This window comes from Caballeronia sp. ATUFL_M2_KS44, assembly GCF_023630965.1.
Lineage (GTDB): Bacteria > Pseudomonadota > Gammaproteobacteria > Burkholderiales > Burkholderiaceae > Caballeronia > Caballeronia concitans.
This window is the reverse complement of sequence record NZ_JALQEA010000006.1, coordinates 362,605-379,228: the sequence shown is the minus strand read 5'-3', so window position 1 is coordinate 379,228 and position 16,624 is coordinate 362,605. Positions and strand designations below refer to the sequence as shown.

The 16,624-nt window shown below is 65.2% G+C and carries 11 protein-coding genes; 4 read left to right on the top strand and 7 right to left on the bottom strand.

Annotated elements, in window-relative coordinates:
• Positions 1-212: 212 nt before the first annotated feature.
• From dnaK to grpE, 3 genes are all read right to left on the bottom strand, one after another.
• Entirely contained in the window at positions 213-2,165 is a 1,953-nt protein-coding gene (gene dnaK / locus NCR39_RS01815) for a molecular chaperone DnaK (RefSeq protein WP_250450363.1), read from the bottom strand.
• Positions 2,166-2,318: 153 nt separating this feature from the next.
• Positions 2,319-2,720 (bottom strand): thioredoxin family protein, encoded by a 402-nt coding sequence (locus NCR39_RS01810; RefSeq protein ID WP_250450362.1) that lies wholly within the window; start codon positions 2,718-2,720, stop codon positions 2,319-2,321.
• Between the two features lie 7 nt (positions 2,721-2,727).
• Positions 2,728-3,330, bottom strand: coding sequence for a nucleotide exchange factor GrpE (gene grpE / locus NCR39_RS01805; protein ID WP_250450361.1), 603 nt, complete (start codon positions 3,328-3,330; stop codon positions 2,728-2,730).
• Positions 3,331-3,680: 350 nt separating this feature from the next.
• Between grpE and NCR39_RS01800 the strand changes: the two genes are divergently transcribed.
• The gene (locus NCR39_RS01800; RefSeq protein WP_250450359.1) at positions 3,681-3,842 is read left to right on the top strand and encodes a hypothetical protein; all 162 of its coding nucleotides are present in this window, start codon (positions 3,681-3,683) and stop codon (positions 3,840-3,842) included.
• Here the strand turns inward: NCR39_RS01800 and NCR39_RS01795 are convergent.
• From NCR39_RS01795 to hrcA, 3 genes are all read right to left on the bottom strand, one after another.
• Complete coding sequence (locus tag NCR39_RS01795; RefSeq protein WP_250450357.1) at positions 3,814-4,221, bottom strand: RNA-binding S4 domain-containing protein; 408 nt, start codon at positions 4,219-4,221, stop codon at positions 3,814-3,816. The two genes, NCR39_RS01800 and NCR39_RS01795, sit on opposite strands and share 29 nt — an antisense overlap.
• Before the next feature lie 27 nt (positions 4,222-4,248).
• Positions 4,249-5,316 (bottom strand): ferrochelatase, encoded by a 1,068-nt coding sequence (gene hemH, locus NCR39_RS01790; protein WP_250450355.1) that lies wholly within the window; start codon positions 5,314-5,316, stop codon positions 4,249-4,251.
• Between the two features lie 128 nt (positions 5,317-5,444).
• Complete coding sequence (hrcA, locus tag NCR39_RS01785) at positions 5,445-6,461, bottom strand: heat-inducible transcriptional repressor HrcA (protein ID WP_250450353.1); 1,017 nt, start codon at positions 6,459-6,461, stop codon at positions 5,445-5,447.
• 198 nt (positions 6,462-6,659) lie between these two features.
• Here hrcA and NCR39_RS01780 point away from each other — a divergent pair, with 198 nt between their 5' ends.
• Together NCR39_RS01780 and recN are read left to right on the top strand one after the other, a co-directional pair.
• Positions 6,660-7,553, top strand: a complete 894-nt coding sequence (locus NCR39_RS01780) for an NAD kinase (protein ID WP_040052930.1) — start codon at positions 6,660-6,662, stop codon at positions 7,551-7,553.
• Between the two features lie 34 nt (positions 7,554-7,587).
• Positions 7,588-9,240, top strand: a complete 1,653-nt coding sequence (gene recN, locus NCR39_RS01775) for a DNA repair protein RecN (RefSeq protein WP_250450351.1) — start codon at positions 7,588-7,590, stop codon at positions 9,238-9,240.
• 57 nt (positions 9,241-9,297) lie between these two features.
• Here the strand turns inward: recN and glnE are convergent, their stop codons facing one another.
• On the bottom strand, positions 9,298-12,090 hold the full coding sequence (gene glnE, locus NCR39_RS01770; RefSeq protein ID WP_250450349.1) for a bifunctional [glutamate--ammonia ligase]-adenylyl-L-tyrosine phosphorylase/[glutamate--ammonia-ligase] adenylyltransferase: 2,793 nt from the start codon (positions 12,088-12,090) through the stop codon (positions 9,298-9,300).
• Between the two features lie 215 nt (positions 12,091-12,305).
• Here glnE and NCR39_RS01765 point away from each other — a divergent pair, with 215 nt between their 5' ends.
• Complete coding sequence (locus tag NCR39_RS01765; protein ID WP_250450347.1) at positions 12,306-16,580, top strand: YhdP family protein; 4,275 nt, start codon at positions 12,306-12,308, stop codon at positions 16,578-16,580.
• The last annotated feature ends 44 nt before the right edge of the window (positions 16,581-16,624 follow it).

The window sequence follows — 16,624 nt, the reverse complement described above, 5'->3', positions numbered from 1 at the left end:
GATCAGATGATCCGCGCGTAACCTCTGACGCCCTGCCCGGCTCGACTTCCGCTGAGAGCAAGACGCCCCAAAAAAACAACGTGCCCGGGGAGCCGAAAAGCTCGCCAGGCGCGTTCCACGTCAGACGCTCGACGCGTCCCGGTCCTGTTCGCGCCGTGTACCGCGCGAAAGACCGCGGGCGCGTGAACGTTGCCATCCACGCGCCCTGCGGCTTAGTCCTTCTTCACTTCCTTGAAGTCGGCGTCGACGACATCGTCATGCTGCTGGCTCGCACCAGCCGATGCCGCTTCCGCGCCGGCCGCACCCGCTGCCGCACCGGCCGCGCCCTGCTGCGCCTGCATGTCGGCGTACATCTTCTCGCCGAGCTTCTGCGAAGCCTGAGCCAGCGCCTCGACCTTCGCTTCGATCGTGGCCTTGTCGCTCGACGAGTTCTTCAACGCGTCTTCGAGTTCCTTCAGCGCGGCTTCGATCTTTTCCTTTTCCGAAGCGTCGACCTTGTCGCCGTACTCCGCGACCGCCTTCTTCGTGCTGTGGACCAGCGCGTCGCCCTGGTTGCGGGCATCCGCGAGTTCGCGCAGCTTGTGATCTTCCTCGGCGTTGGCTTCGGCGTCCTTCACCATCTTGTCGATTTCCGCGTCCGTCAGACCCGAGTTCGCCTTGATGGTGATCTTGTTTTCCTTGCCCGTCGCCTTGTCCTTCGCGCCGACGTGCAGAATGCCGTTCGCGTCGATGTCGAAGGTCACTTCGATCTGCGGCACGCCGCGCGGTGCGGGCGGAATGCCTTCGAGGTTGAATTCGCCGAGCAGCTTGTTGCCCGCGGCCATTTCACGCTCGCCCTGGAACACCTTGATCGTCACGGCCGACTGGCTGTCGTCCGCCGTCGAATACACTTGCGCGTGCTTCGTCGGGATCGTGGTGTTCTTGTTGATCATCTTCGTCATCACGCCGCCGAGCGTCTCGATGCCGAGCGACAGAGGCGTCACGTCGAGCAGCAGAACGTCCTTGCGGTCGCCCGACAGAACCTGACCCTGAATCGCAGCGCCAACCGCCACGGCTTCGTCCGGGTTCACGTCACGGCGCGGTTCCTTGCCGAAGAATTCCTTCACCTTTTCCTGCACCTTCGGCATGCGCGTCATGCCGCCGACGAGGATCACGTCGTCGATTTCGCCGACCTTCACGCCCGCGTCCTTGATCGCGATGCGGCACGGTTCGATCGTGCGTTCGATCAGTTCTTCCACGAGCGCTTCGAGCTTGGCGCGGGTGAACTTGAGGTTCAAGTGCTTCGGACCGGTCGCGTCCGCCGTGATGTACGGCAGGTTGATGTCGGTCTGAGCCGTGGACGACAGTTCGATCTTCGCCTTTTCAGCGGCTTCCTTCAGGCGTTGCAGCGCGAGCACGTCCTTGGAGAGGTCGACGCCCTGCTCCTTCTTGAACTCGCCGATGATGTAATCGATGATGCGCTGGTCGAAGTCTTCACCGCCCAGGAACGTGTCGCCGTTCGTCGAGAGCACTTCGAACTGCATTTCGCCGTCCACATCCGCGATTTCGATGATCGAGATGTCGAACGTGCCGCCGCCCAGGTCGAACACGGCGATCTTGCGGTCGCCCTTTTCGGCCTTGTCGAGACCGAACGCGAGCGCGGCTGCCGTCGGCTCGTTGATGATGCGCTTCACTTCCAGACCGGCGATGCGGCCCGCGTCCTTGGTTGCCTGACGCTGGCTGTCGTTGAAGTACGCCGGAACCGTGATGACGGCTTCCGTCACCGGCTCGCCGAGGTAGTCTTCAGCGGTCTTCTTCATCTTGCGCAGCACTTCGGCCGAAACCTGCGACGGCGCGAGGTTCTTGCCATGCGCTTCGACCCAGGCGTCGCCGTTGTCGTGACGCACGATCTTGTAGGGCATCAGGTTGATGTCCTTCTGCACTTCCTTTTCGTCGAAACGGCGGCCGATCAGGCGCTTCACCGCGTACAGCGTGTTCCGCGGGTTCGTGACCGACTGACGCTTCGCGGGCGCGCCGACCAGAATCTCGTTGTCGTCCAGATACGCAATGATCGACGGCGTGGTGCGCGCGCCTTCCGAGTTCTCGATGACCTTGACCTGATTGCCTTCCATCAGCGCCACGCACGAGTTCGTGGTGCCGAGGTCGATGCCAATGATTTTGCCCATTTTTTATACTCTCCTAGCTTTGATCGCTTTGGCGCTGCGGCCGGAACACGCCGGCTTTTGCGGCCGATTTACCGGGCCGAACGCCCAAAATTCATACCTGTACGCAAGATAGGAGCGCCGATTTCGTTTTCAAGACCCTGAATGCGATGCGGTCTATAACTTTTTCGGTTGTCCCGATGCGCCGATCTTCTCCCGCGCCGCCTTCACGGCCGCTTCGAACTGCGCGATGCCGTGCCAGCCGGTCGCGCGGCCGAGCCGCTTGCCGCGGTGAAAGAAGAACCACGTCGGCACGCCGTGCAGCAGGAAGCGGCGGCCGAGTTCGCGATGCTCGTACACATTGCTGTGAAACCACGTCAGCCCGAGCGCGCGTATTGCGTCGGGCTGCGCGAGCATCGCTTTCTTCGCGATTTCGCAGTTGAAGCAGTCGATGCCCCAGAAGAACACCACGGCCAGTTCGTCCCCGGCGGAGGCCAGGCCGGCGTCGAAGCCGGCGGCGTCGAGTTCCTGCATTCCGAAGACGGAAAAAGCGGTGGAATCGACCGGGATCTGGCCCATGGCCGTCTTACTTCGGTGCGGCGACGGTGACGAGCGCCGGGCGCAACACGCGGTCGGCAATGATGTAGCCCTTCTGCAGCACGGCGACGACCGTGTTCGGCTCCTGCTCCGCCGGCACCATCGAGATGGCCTGATGGCGATGCGGATCGAATTTCTCGCCGACCGGGTTGAGCGCCGTGACGCGGCCCTTTTCCAGCGCGCCGGTCAACTGGCGCAGCGTCAGTTCAACGCCCTCGCGCACTTTGACGACATCGCTCGACTGGTCGGCGAGCGCGGCTTCCAGGCTGTCGAGCACCGGCAGCAGGTTTTCCGCGAAATTTTCGATGGCGAACTTGTGCGCCTTCGACACGTCTTCCTGGCTGCGGCGGCGCACATTTTCCGTTTCCGCCTTCGCGCGCAGAAATTCTTCCTGCAGCGCGGCCACCTTGGCCTGCGCTTCGGCGAGCGCGGCTTCGGTTTCGTTCGAAGCGGCTTGCGGTGTGGCGTCCGCGACTGCCTGCGCATTCGGCGCGGCCTGCGTGGTTGCCTGAGTCGGGTCGGCGGCCTGGCGCGCGGTTTCGTCGGCGGGCGTCGGGTTCTGGCTCGCTGAATTCTCTTGCGTGTTTTCCATGTCGCTGAATGTTATTGCTGTGAGTGAATTGGATGAGAAGCGCGGCCAGGCGTGAGACTGTCCGCACTTCGTCGCACTAGCGGCTGAATTTGGGGCACCGGCAACATTTTCAAGCCTTTGTCCGACGAATTTTGTGCGCCGGATATCAGAGCGCGCACGGCCGAAACGCGCCGTAACGCAGGGCGGCGAGAAAGAGTTTGAGCGAACGAACGGCGTCGCCTACACTTCGAACAGGCATCGCAGGAAGCACGTTTACCCTAATCCTACGAATGCTTCAAACCGCTTACGCCTCGCCCGTTTCCTGACCTTGTCCGGTCGTCCGACCGCTCAGCCCGCTTGCCGGGGGTACCATGAAACTGACCTTTGCCATTGCGGTGGTCGCCCTGGTACTCGTCGCCGGAACGACCACCATCTGCATGTCCGGTGCACTGACCGCCCGTACCATCGAGTACGGCGGCGTCCATGCGACGGTCGAAGAATTTTTCAATCCGAACCTGAAAATTTGTCGATGACACGGCGATCGCGCTTGGTCGGCCTGCCCTGCATGCCGGCCGCCGGCTCGCGATACGTCTTGCGGCGCTCCGCTTCCGCGAGCCGCTTCGCGCGGCCTTCCTCCGTTTCCGCGTAGAGCGTCTGCGCGACCGGCGCGGGGCCGCGCACGTCGCACACGCCGAGCACTTCAACCTGCCAGACGATCCGCTCGATATCGATCTCGACCATATCGCCCACGCGCACGTCCTTCGACGGCTTCACGTTCGCGCCGCCGATCTTCACGCGGCCTTTCTCCACCGCGTCGCTGGCGAGCGAGCGCGTCTTAAAGAAGCGCGCCGCCCACAGCCATTTATCGATGCGCAAACGCGCGCCGGGTTCCGTCGAAATCTGGTAGTTCATGCGTGAATCTCTTGCGTTCGACCGCGTTCAGGCGGCAACCGTCGCGGGTTGCGCGGCCTGTACCGGCCAACCTTGCAGATGTTGTGCCGCGATTTCGCCCAGCGCCTTGATCCACGCGGGCGATGCATTCAGGCAAGGAATGCGGTGAAACTGCTTGCCGCCCGCCTTCAGGAATTCGTCGCGCACTTCGATGCCGATTTCCTCGATCGTCTCCAGACAGTCCGCCGTGAAGCCGGGGCAGAACACGTCCACGCGCGCGACGCCGCCCGCGCCCAGTTCCGCGAGCGTCGGCGCGGTGTACGGCTGCAGCCATTCGGCGCGGCCGAAGCGCGACTGGAACGTCACGCGGCATTCGACCGGCGTGAGCCCGAGCGCCGCCGAGAGCAGCGAGCCGGTTAACTGACATTGATCGTGATACGGGTCGCCCAGGTCCATCGTGCGTTTCGGCACGCCGTGGAAGCTGAGCACGAGTTTGTCGCCGGCGGCGAAATCAGGCTGGTCGTGCACGCGCCAATACTCGCGAACCTGCTCGGCGAGCGCCGCGATATACGCCGGATGATCGGCATAGTGACGAATCGTGCGGATTTCCGGCTGATTGCGCACGCGCTTGAGCGCGGTGAAGGCGTCGTCGAAAGCGGTCGCGGTCGTCGACGACGAATACTGCGGATACATCGGCACCAGAAGAACGCGCTCGGCGCCTTCCAGCTTCAGTCGATTCAGCATGGCGCCGATGCCCGGCGTGCCGTAACGCATCGCGTAATCGACGATCACCTGATAGTCGTTCACCGCGAAAAGCCGCCGCAATGCTTCGACCTGCTTTTCCGTATGGACACGCAACGGCGAGCCTTCCGGCAGCCAGACCTGCGCATACTTTTTCGCCGATGCCCGCCCGCGAAACGGCAAGATCACGCCGCGCAAAATGACTTGCCAGATGAACGACGGAATCTCGACGACGCGCGGGTCCGACAGAAACTGCGCCAGATACTTGCGCACGGCTCGCGGCGTGGGCGCGTCCGGCGTGCCGAGATTGATCAGCAGCACCGCGACGCGATGTGAAGCGCTGGGCTGCGAAGGCAACTCGAGGTCGAAACGCATAGGGCAGGACGGCCAGAAGGCATCGAAAGGTATCGAAAGGTGAAGGCCATTATAGCGGCGCGTTTGCGCGCGCATCATTGGCCGAACGGCCTAGTGGCGGCGCGCCCGGCCGCGCGGCAAGAGCCGCGTTACTGCTGGCTGAGCGACATCGACAACAGCCGCGCGGTGATATCCACAATGGGAATCACGCGGTTGTACGCCATGCGCGTCGGGCCGATCACGCCGAGCGTGCCGACAATCTTGCCGTTCACTTCGTACGGCGCGGTCACCACGCTCATCTCTTCTATCGGCACGAGATTCGATTCCCCGCCGATGAAGATCTGCACGCCCTGTGCGTGGCTCGACACATCCAGCAATTGCAGGAGGCTCGTCTTTTGATCGAACAAGTCGAAGAGTTTGCGCAGCCGCGCCATGTCGGAGGACAGGTCCGCCACTTCGAGCAGGTTGCGCTCGCCGGAAATCAGCACCGTTTCGCCGGGGTCGGCTTCGGCCGTGCTCGCGACGACAGCGGCTTGCATCAGCGCGGTCATGTCGCCGCGCAACTGGTCGATTTCCTCGCGCAGGCGGCGGCGCACTTCGTCGAACGACAGGCCCGCAAAATGCGCGTTGATGTAATTGGAGGCTTCCGTGAGCTGCGAAGGCGAGTAGTCGCGCTGCGTGGCCATCATGCGGTTTTGCACGTCGCCCTCGGGCGTCACGATGATCAGCAGAATGCGTTTGTCCGACAACCGCATGAATTCGATCTGCTTGAACATGTGGCTGCGGCGCGGCGTGAGGATCACGCCCGCGAACGACGACAGGCTCGACAGCACGCTCGCCGCCGCCGCGACGATCTTCTGCGGCTCCTCGCCCTGAAGACGCGTCTTGACCGCGGTGGTCATCGCTTCGTCCTGCGGCGCTTCCACGGTCAGCATGGTATCGACGAAGAGCCGGTAGCCGCGCGGCGTGGGAATGCGGCCCGCCGACGTATGCGGACTCGCGACGAGGCCGAGGTCTTCGAGGTCCGACATCACGTTGCGGATGGTCGCCGGACTGAGTTCGAGGCCGGAGTGCCGTGATAACGTGCGCGAACCGACCGGCTGACCTTCGGCGATGTAGCGCTCGATCAACGTTTTGAGGAGGGTTTGTGCACGTGGGTCTAGCATGGGCAAATTTTAGCGCAACGTATCGGGGCGCGGCGACCGCGCCGCCGTGGTGAAACCGCTGGCTGAACCGCTCGTGAGCCGTTCAATGTCTGCTCCATTCTAGCGAGAAACGAAGGACGCGCCGACGTCGCGACATGACGCCTGTCGCCGCGCGCCGTCCCGGTTCTTTTCGCCTTCCACCTATGGTGTAATGCCGGCATGGAAATTGGCCAATTCAAGACCGTCGCCCTCGTCGGGCGAACCAACACGCCCGGCATCGAGGCGCCGCTGACATCGCTCGCGGAGCACATTGCGAACCAGGGCTTCGACGTCGTGTTCGAAGAAGGGACGGCGAAGGATGTCGGCGTGACGCAGTATCCGGCGTTGTCGATCGCGGCAATCGGTGCGCGCGCGGACGTCGCGGTCGTGCTCGGCGGCGACGGCACCATGCTCGGCGTGGGTCGTCAGCTTGCGCCATACAAGACGCCGCTCATCGGCGTGAATCATGGGCGGCTCGGGTTCATCACCGACATCCCGCTCAGCGAGATGCGCGAGCGCGTGCCGCAGATGCTCGCCGGCCAGTTCGAACGCGAGGAGCGCACGCTGCTCGAAGCGCGCATCGTGCGAAACGACAAGCCGATCTATCACGCGCTCGCATTCAATGACGTGGTGGTGAATCGCAGCGGCTTTTCCGGCATGGCCGAATTGCGCGTGTCCGTGGACGGGCACTTCATGTACAACCAGCGCTCGGACGGGCTGATCGTCGCCACGCCGACGGGTTCGACCGCGTATGCGCTGTCGTCCGCGGGGCCTATTCTTCATCCGCAACTGCAGGGCTTCGTGCTCGTGCCGATTGCGCCGCATTCGCTGTCGAACCGGCCGATCGTGCTGCCCGACGATTCGAAGGTCACCATCCAGATCATCGGCGGGCGCGACGTGAACGTGAATTTCGACATGCAGTCGTTCACCGCCGTCGAACTGAACGACGCCATCGAAGTGCGCCGCTCGCGCCATACCGTGCCGGTGCTTCATCCGGTCGGCTACAGCAGCTACGCCACGCTGCGCAAGAAACTGCACTGGAACGAGCATCCCTCGCAGGACTCGTCCCTCTGACGCAACCTCGCCGAACTCTCATCCCGAAGCATCCATGCTCCGTCATCTCTCCATTCGAGACTTCGTTATCGTTGCCGCGCTCGACATCGAATTCGATTCGGGCTTCACGGTCTTTTCGGGTGAAACCGGCGCGGGCAAGTCGATCCTCATCGACGCCCTCGCGCTCACGCTCGGCGCGCGTGCCGACGCGAGCGTCGTGCGATCCGGCGAAGCGCGCGCGGACATCACCGCCGAATTCGGCACGCACGAACAAGCGCTTCGCTGGCTCGAAGAACATGCGCTCACGCAGGACGGCGACACGGTCATGCTGCGCCGCGTGATCGATTCGAGCGGACGCTCGCGCGCGTTCATCAACGGCACGCCGGCGACGCTCGCGCAGTTGCGCGAAGTGGGCGAAATGCTCGTCGACATTCACGGCCAGCACGCGCATCAGTTATTGATGCGTCCCGATGCGCAACGCGAACTCTTCGACACGCACGCCGGCTTAACCGATACCGCCGGCGCCGTGAATCGTGCGTGGCGCGCGTATCGCGAGGCGCAGCAGGCCGTCGATGCCGCGCAGAGCCGCGACCGCGAGCTGCAACTCGAACGCGAGCGTCTCGCGTGGCAATTGAGCGAATTCGACAAGCTCGCGCCGCAGCCGGGCGAGTGGGAGGAAGTGAGCGCGGAGCATCATCGGCTGTCGCATTCGGCGAGTCTGATCGACGGCGTGCAGAACGCGCTCGGTGCGCTTTCCGAATCCGACGAAGCGATGATTTCGCAACTCGGCGCAATCATCTCCAAACTGCGCAGCCTCGCCGATATCGATCCCGCCTTGAACGACGTGCTCGCCTCGCTCGAACCCGCCGAGATCCAGTTGCAGGAAGCGGCGTATTCCCTGTCGCATTACGCGCAGCGCCTCGAACTCGATCCGGACCGGCTCGCGCAAGTCGAACGGCGGATGGATCAGTTGCATTCCACCGCGCGCAAGTTCCGCCTTCAGCCGGAGACGCTGCCGGAAGAGCACGAGGCGCGCCGCCGCCAGCTCGCGGAACTCGACGCCGCCGCCGATCTCGACGCGCTCAACGCCGCCGCCGACCGCGCGAAGGAAGCGTATCTCGCGGAAGCGAAAGTGCTCTCGAAGACGCGCGCGAAGGCCGCGAAGGCGCTGTCGAAAGCGGTCACCGAAGGCATGCAGGAATTGTCGATGGCGGGCGGCAGCTTCGAAGTCGCGCTCGTGCCGCTCGCGGAAGGCGGCGCGAACGGGCTGGAGCAGGTCGAATTCCGCGTCGCCGGTCACGCGGGCGTCGCGCTGCGGCCGCTCGCGAAAGTCGCGTCGGGCGGCGAGCTTGCGCGTATCAGCCTGGCGCTGGCGGTCATCGCGAGCACGGCCAGCCCAACGCCTACGCTGATCTTCGACGAAGTGGACACGGGCATCGGCGGGGGCGTGGCGGAAGTCGTCGGGCGGCTGCTGCATCAGCTCGGGCGCGACCGTCAGGTGTTGTGCGTCACGCATTTGCCGCAAGTGGCCGCGCGCGGCGATCAGCACTTTCAAGTGGCGAAATCGTCCGACGATGCGGGCGGCACTGTCAGCACCGTCACGCCGCTCGACAAGGCAAGGCGCATCGAGGAAGTCGCGCGGATGCTCGGCGGCATCGAGATCACGGCGACCACGCGCAAGCACGCGAAGGAAATGCTGGCGGCGTGAGGCGGCGAGCGGCGGGGCGATCGGCGCAGCCGCTTCTCGCCCCTTGCTTCTCGCCCCTCAACTCCCGTCCGCGAACACCCGTCTCCACAGCCCCGTCACCGCTTCGCGCTCGCCGCGAACGACATCCGGATCAACGCGCGCCTTCTCCATTCCATCGAGCCTGAGCGTGTGCTGCAGCTTCCGGTAATGCCGGTACGCCGCGCCGATCACGTCGGCGTCATCGTCTGAAATGAGTCCGCTCTTCGCGGCGAGTTTGAGCAGCGTGATATTGCCCGCGTTGCGCAGAAACTCGCGATGCGTCCGCGCGTGCAGCAGCACCCAGTACTGCACGATGAACTCGATATCCACCATGCCGCCGCGATCGTGCTTCAGGTCGAACAGTTCCGTGCGATTCGGATGCCCCGCCCGCACGCGCTCCCGCATCGCGACGATCTCGCGTGCGAGCGCCGCCGCATCGCGCTCGGTGACGAGCACGTCCGCGCGGATCGCTTCGAACTGCGCGCCGATCTCGGCATCGCCCGCGCTGTAACGCGCCCGCGACAACGCCTGATGTTCCCAGACCCACGCGGTGTTGGCCGCGTCGCCCTCGCGCATCTGATAGCGGCGGAACGAATCGAGGCTCGTCACGAGAAAGCCGGACTCGCCGTTCGGCCGCAGCCGCAAGTCCACGTCGAAGAGCGTGCCCGCGCCCGTCGCCGCCGTGAGCCACGTGATGAGACGGCGCGCGAACATCGCGTAGATGTCGGCGGCGGCGTCGTCGGGGTCCTCGTAGAGAAAGATCAGATCGAGGTCCGACGCGTAGCCCAGTTCCTTGCCGCCGAGCTTCCCGTACGCGATGACCGAAAAGCGCGGCGTCTCGCGATGCCGCTTCGGGAACTGCTGCCACACGGTCTGCACGGTCACGTCGAGCACGGCGTCCGCAAGCTCGGACAACAGATCGCTCACGCGCTCGACGCTCAGGCGCCCGGCCAGATCGATCAGCAGAATGCGGAACACTTCGGCCTGATGCGCGTGCCGCAGCAAATCCATCTGATGCTCGGCGTCCTCGGCGGCGACGAGGCGCGCGAGCAGCGAACGCTTGAATTCGGCCCAGTCGAACGGACTCGCGATGGCTTCGTCGTCGAGCAATTCGTCGAGCAATTGCGGATGACGAATGAGATAGCCCGCCGCCCAGCGCGAGCCCGACAGCACCGACAGCACGCGGTCGAGCGCCGCCGGATACTCCGTCAGCAGCGCGAGATACGCGCCGCGCTTCGCCGTGGCTTCGAGCAGGTCGAAGAGACGCGCGATGGTGTCGCCGCGGCGCGCGGCATCGATCGACTGCACGGCTTCGAGCGCCCGCTGCGCGACGATGTCGAAACGTTCGCGGCTGCGTTCGGGCAGGCCCGCGTAGCGCGACGAGTTCCACACGCCCGTCAGCCGCGCGAGCACCGGCGACGGGTCCGCGAAGCCGAGTTCGGTGAGGCGCGCGGCGAGTTCGTCCTGCGCGGAATCGTCGGCGAGCGCGCTGCTCCAGATCCACGACGCGGCGGAATCGTCGGCCACGCCGCAGCCTTTTTCGCCGCTCACCTTGTCGGCGAAGATCGCGTCGAACTGCTGCTCGACGAATTCGCGATGCGCGTCCAGCCTGGTCATCAGCGCCGCGTAGTCCGCGAAGCCGAGCGACGACGCGAGCAGCGCGCGTTCGTCATCGGCGACGGGCATCGCGTGCGTCTGCGCGTCGTTGCGATATTGCAGCCGATGCTCCACCGTCCTCAGAAACCGGTACGCGTCGGTGAGCGCGTCGCACACGGCCGCCGAAATGAGCCCGTGCGACGCCGCGCGCTTCAGCACGGCGAGCGTCGGTCGAATGCGGAAATCCGCCGCCTGTCCGCCGCGAATCAGCTGAAACACTTGCGCGCTGAATTCGATTTCGCGGATGCCGCCGCGCCCGAGCTTGATGTCGTCGGCCTTGTCGGGGCGCATGGACGCGCGCCGCCGCGCTTCCTGCCGAATCTGCTGATGCAGCGAGCGAATGGCCGCGATCACGCCGTAATCGAGATAGCGGCGATAGATGAACGGCGTCGCGATGGCGTCGAGCTGCTTCGCGAGCCGTTGCGCGGAATCGCTCTCGCGCTCGGACACGAGCCGCGCCTTGATCCACGCATAGCGTTCCCACTCGCGGCCCTGCACGTAGAAATATTCTTCGAGCATGCCGAGGCTGCACACGAGCGGACCGGAATCGCCGTTCGGGCGCAGCCGCATGTCGACGCGAAACACGTAGCCGTCCTGCGTCATTTCCGCGAGCGCGCCGATGAGCCGCCGCCCGAGCCGTGTGAAGAATTCCTGCGTGGTCAGCGCCGAGCGTTTGCCGCCCGCCGTTTCGCCGTCTTCTTCATAGACGAAGATCAGATCGATATCCGACGACGCATTCAGTTCGCGCCCGCCGAGCTTCCCCATGCCGACGACGCCGAGCGTGAGCCGCTCGCCGTCCGGTCCGCGCGGCTCGCCGAAGAGCGTCTCCATATCCGCCGACAGCACCGCGAGCGCGCGCTGAATGGTGACTTCGGCGAGATCGGTCATCGCGCCAGTGACTTCGGCGACATCGGCGGCGCCGGACAGATCGCGCTCCATCACCGTGCAGAACACTTCCGTTCGCAAGCGGCGCAGCGCGGTCTTGAGCGCGGCTTCGTCGAGCGCGCCGCTTTCGCCGCAACGCGCGCAGAGTTCGTCGAGACGCGCTTCGATCCATTCGCGCGTGACGGGCGTTCGCGCCCATTGCGCGACATACGATGCAAGCTCGGGACGCGCCGCGTACGCGCGCGACGCATAGTTGGAATAGCCGGAACTGCGCAGGATCACGTCGGTCATGAATGCTTAGGCTCGCTCGTTGCTTTTGGGTTTGCTTCGGGCTTGGCCCGCGCCGATGCGTCTTCCCGGCGCGTCAGGCCGCACCGTCCGCGAGGCTTGCCGGACGCGGCTTTGCGGGCTTTTTCGAGTGCGCGCGCGAAGCCGTCCACGACATACCCTGTGTTACATTGCAGCGTCAAACACGCAAAACTACCATATCGCCGATCAGCCGCAGCATGTCCGACAGCAGACGATCCGTCGACCCGACCGAAGTTGGACAAGCAAAGCCCAGCGGCAACGCCGAGCGCGTACTGTCGCGCGTCCTCAAAGTCATGCTCGTGGTTGCCGCAGTGCTGTATTTCGCGGTCGCGGGCATCTATCTCGGCTTGCGTTATGCGGTGCTGCCGCAGATCGATTCGTTCAGGCCAAAGATTGAACAGGCCGTCTCGTCGCGCATTCACGCGCAACTTCGTCTAGGCAGATTGTCCGCGCGATGGAGCGGCATGCAGCCGACCATCGACATCGACAATTTGCGCATCGACGCCGCCGACGGCTCGCCGGGACTCGCGGTGCCGCACGCGAGCGCGAGCATCGCGTGGCGCTCGCTGCTCGAATTGAAGCCGAAGCTCGCGGATCTCACCGTCGATGGTCCGGATGTCATCGTCGCGCGCAATGCGAAAGGCGAAGTGACGGTCGCGGGCGTGCCGATTCCGACGCATCGCACGGGATCGAACGCGTTCACGACGTGGCTGCTCGACCAGCAACGGATCGTGCTGCGCGGCGGCACGCTGCGCTGGCGCGACGCCGAACGCGACGCGCCGGAGATCGCGTTCAAGCGGCTGCGGCTCGCGATTCTCAACGACGGCGTGCGTCACCGGCTCGCGCTGAACGCTCCCGCCGATGGCGACGTCCTGCACGGCCCGCTCGATTTTCGCGCGGACTTTCGTCATGAGCCGTTCACCACGATGGGCGCGCCCGCGAACTGGACCGGCCGCCTGTATTTGTCCACGGGCCCCGTCGATCTGCCGATGCTCGCGCGCTACGTGAAGATGCCGTTCGCCGTCTACGATGGCCGCATCGAAAACCGCATCTGGCTGAACTTCGCGCGCGGCCAGTTGCAGACCGCGAACGGCGATCTCACGGGCGGCAGGATCGCGCTGCGCGTGCGCGCGACGCAGCCGCGTCTCGACTTGCCGGTGGCGCGCTTCGCGTGGACCGTCGACAAGAAGGACACCACGTACACGCTGAATCTTTCCGACGTACGCGCCGAACTCGGCCAGCCCGCGCTCGACGACGGCACGCCGGTCGCGCGTCTCCTGACCATGCAGACGCTGACGGGCACGTATCGGCCGCCATCGGTGAACAAGGGGCTCTTGTTTCGCATCGCGGGCGATCAGGTCGATCTCGGCATCCTCGCGGAATTCGCGCGCACGCTGCCGCTGCCGTCGCGCGTGCTGAACGAACTCGTGCGCTTCAATCCGCGCGGGCAGATTGCGAACTACACGATCTACACCGAACGCGCCGCGCCGAAGAACGAAGAAGAAGTGAAGCGCCAGCGCGAGAAAGGCGACGCCAAGATCGAGCATTACGCGTTCAAGGCCGAGCTGCAGGGCATCAGCGTGCAGGCGCAGGAGCCGCCGCCGGGACTCACGATCAACAACCATCCGCGCGCGGGCGTGCCGGGCATCGAGAACCTGTGGGGCGTCGTGGATGCGAACGAGGCGCAGGGCCGCATCGACATCGACACGAAAAAAGCGGCCGTGACGATTCCCGGCGCTTTCGACGATCCGCGCCTCACCTTCGATTCGCTGCAAGGCCGCGCGACGTGGACCGTCGCGGACGCCATCGCGCCGGGCGAACTGCGCCGCGCGTTCACCATTCATCTCGATACGCTGCGCGTCAAGAACGCCGACGCAGAAGGCGAAGTCACCGCCGCGTACTGGAATCAGGGCCACGGGCGCGGCAATCTGGACCTGAAAGCGAAGGTCGATTATCTGAAGGCGACGCGTCTCGTGCGTTATCTGCCGACGAGCCTCAACGAACGCGTGCGCGTGTATCTCGGACACGCGCTGCAGGCGGGCATCGCGCGAAACGGCACGCTGGAGATTCACGGCGACCTCACGCGTTTCCCGTACGCGAAAGCGCCGGACGCGGGCATTTTCCGGATCGAGGCGCCGTTCACCGGCGGCAAGTTCGATCCGACGCCGTTCCCGCCGCGCACGATGCGCAATGGTCTGCCGAACTTCTGGCCGGCGTTCGAGGGCATCGACGGCACGTTCAGGCTCGCGCAGAACAAGCTCGGCTTCGATATCCATCGCGGGCATTACAAGGGCGTCGCGGTATCGCGCGTGACGGGGCGGATCGACGATACGGGCAATCGCGAATCGAAACTGTGGATCGACGGCGACGCGCGCGGGCCGCTCGCCGACATGCTCGATTACGTCGACAACAGTTCGCTCGGCCTGATGGCAAAGCACGGCACGCGCAAGCTCGACGCGAAGGGCAACGCGGCACTCGCGCTCACGCTCGGCATTCCGCGCTATCGGCCGCCGCCGCCCGCGTTGCCGCTGCGCACGGACTACAAAGGGTCGCTGACTTTCCTCGACAACGAAGTGGCGTACGCGAACTTGCCGCCGCTCTCGCATGTCCGCGGCCGCGCGAACTTCGCGGCGAACACCGTCAAGGTCGATTCGCTCACCGCGCAACTGCTCGGCGGCGACGTGCGCGCGACCGGCGGCGTGCAGCCGGGCGGCAACTACGCGTTCGACGTGACCGGGCGCATCGGCACGGATGCGGCGCAGCGTTTCGACGGGCGCATCACGCCGCAAGTAGCGGCGCTGCTGAAGCGCATCGACGGCGCGGCGCCCTACGAATTGCGCCTGCGCGGCGCGAAGAACGCGCTGCCGAACGTGCAGGCGAATGCGGACTTGAGCGGCGTCGGCATCGATCTGCCCGCGCCGTTCGGCAAGGCGAAGGGCGCGCCGATGCCCTTCTCGCTCAGCTTCCAGCCCGCACCCGGCGCGTCGAATCTGCACGACGCGCAACTCGTCTTCGGCCCGCTCGCGGCGCATTACGTGTTGCAGCAGATCGGGCGCGCGCAGGTCAAGGTCGATCCGCAGAACGCCGCCGAGCCGATGAACATGCGCGCGCAGCTTCGGGCCGTGCGCGGCGCGATCGCGCTGAACAAGCCCGCCGATCTGCCCGCCGAAGGCGTCGCCGCCACGGCGGATATCGCCACGCTCGACGCCGATGCATGGCGCAAGGTCATCGCCGAACTCAACGCGAGCGCCGCGCCGCTCGAACCGGCCGCCGACGTCGCCCGCCCGCCGATGAGCGAAAGCGTCCGCCAGTTCATCCCGACGCGCGCCGACGTGCACATCGGCACGCTCACGCTGCTCGATCGCCGCTGGGACAACCTCGCGGTGAACGCGGCGCAGACGTCGAACAAGTGGCAGGCGAACATCGCGTCGGATCAGGTGACGGGCAGCGTCGCGTTCACGCCCGGCGCCGTGAAGGGCGGCCCCGGCGCGTTGCAGGCGCGGCTCGACAAGGTCGTGATTCCCGACAAGGCGACGAACGCGCCCGCCGAAAAGATCGCGAGCCGGCCGCCGCGCAACATGCCGTCGATCGACTTGATCGTGAACGAACTGGTGTTTCGCGGACACGGCCTGGGCAGGCTCGAAGTCGATGCGCACAACGAAGTCATCGCCGACGAGCCGATCTGGACGCTCGACAAGCTCGAACTCGCGAATCCCGACGCGAAGCTCACCGCGAACGCGACGTGGCGCACGCTGCCTTCGGCCACGAACGTCACCGACGACGACCGCGCGCCGCGCCGCACGTCGCTCGGCTTCGCGCTCGATGTCGTCAACGGCGGACAGTTCCTCGACCGCTTCGGCCTGCCGCACACCGTGAACGGCGGCGCGGGCACGATCTCCGGCCACGCGGCGTGGAACGGCAGCCCGGCCGCCGTCGATGTGAATACGCTCGACGGCAAGGTCTCCGTCGATCTGCGCCACGGGCAGATTCTGCGCGCGCCCGGCGCGGCGAAGTGGCTCGGCATTTTCAGCCTGCGCAGTCTCGCCAATCTGCTGACGCTGCATTTCGAGGATGTCGTCGGCAAGGGATTGCCGTTCGAGAAGATCACGGGCAACGCGCGCATCGACAGCGGCATCAGCCGGACCGACGATCTGGTGATGGTGACGTCGCCGGCGCGCGTGCAGATGCAAGGCAGCGTCGACCTGCCGAAGGAAACGCAAGATTTGCGCGTGAAGGTGATTCCGACCGTCGGCGCGGGCGCGGTGGCGATCGGCGCGGCGGTGATCAATCCGCTGCTCGGCTTAGGCGCGCTCGCCGCCGATCTCGCGCTCTCGAAGTCGATCCAGAAAGCGTTCGCAATGGACTATTCCATCACCGGATCGTGGACGAAACCCGTCGTCCAGCGTCTGCATGGCGATCAGGGTAAGATCGAATCACCCGCGGCCGTGGCGACTCCGTCAGCCGCTCAATAATTGCGGAGCAGCTCAACGTTCCGGCCTTGTTCCGCTTCCCAACC